Origin of the sequence: Blastopirellula marina, assembly GCF_002967715.1 — a bacterium.
GTDB lineage: Bacteria > Planctomycetota > Planctomycetia > Pirellulales > Pirellulaceae > Bremerella > Bremerella marina_B.
Window position 1 is genome coordinate 1 of the sequence record NZ_PUIA01000063.1, and the last position, 588, is coordinate 588.

Annotated in this window: 2 protein-coding genes; one reads left to right on the plus strand and one right to left on the minus strand. The window is 56.8% G+C overall.

Annotated features, from left to right (window positions below):
- Positions 1-311 (plus strand): AI-2E family transporter (locus C5Y96_RS19515; RefSeq protein WP_114322194.1); only part of this gene is annotated, 311 nt, incomplete at its 5' end.
- 69 nt (positions 312-380) lie between these two features.
- Here the strand turns inward: C5Y96_RS19515 and C5Y96_RS27860 are convergent.
- A partial coding sequence (locus tag C5Y96_RS27860; protein ID WP_214609076.1) for a hypothetical protein occupies positions 381-588 on the minus strand: 208 nt, incomplete at its 5' end.

Sequence of the window (588 nt, forward strand, 5' to 3'; positions counted from 1 at the left end):
CCCTACTGCCGATCCCGCTGGCGATCGTCGACTTTGACAGCGTCGTGATGATCGTCCTGGTGATCGCCATACCGGGCGCCATTCAAATGACGCTCGGAAACGTGATCGAACCGATGATCATGGGGGAAGGTCTGCAACTGCACCCGGTGACTATCCTGTTAAGTCTGACCTTCTGGGGCATGCTGTGGGGACCAGTCGGCATGGTGCTGGCCGTGCCAATCACCGCCACGATGCGGATCGTGCTGCTGCGGTTCGAAACAACCCGCGTGATCGGCAATCTGATGGCGGGCATTTTTCCGGAACATATGTAGCTAACGTCTGGGTGCCGTTGCCACGTCTGCGTGGCAATGAATGCGTTGGCAAACGCCTGGGAAATTATACTACAACGTGTGCCACTGCTGGCTTGCCCAGCAGTGCAAGCCGGGTACCAGACATCCACTGCTGGACAAGCCAGCAGTGGCACACGATGGATGAGCTTTTCCGCGATGCTTGTTGCCAGATCCAAAGACATGCTCTTTCGACGAAGACGCCGTAAGAGCATGGCACCAGGCCGTAAGAGCATGGGGCCAACTCTGGGAATCTAAATGT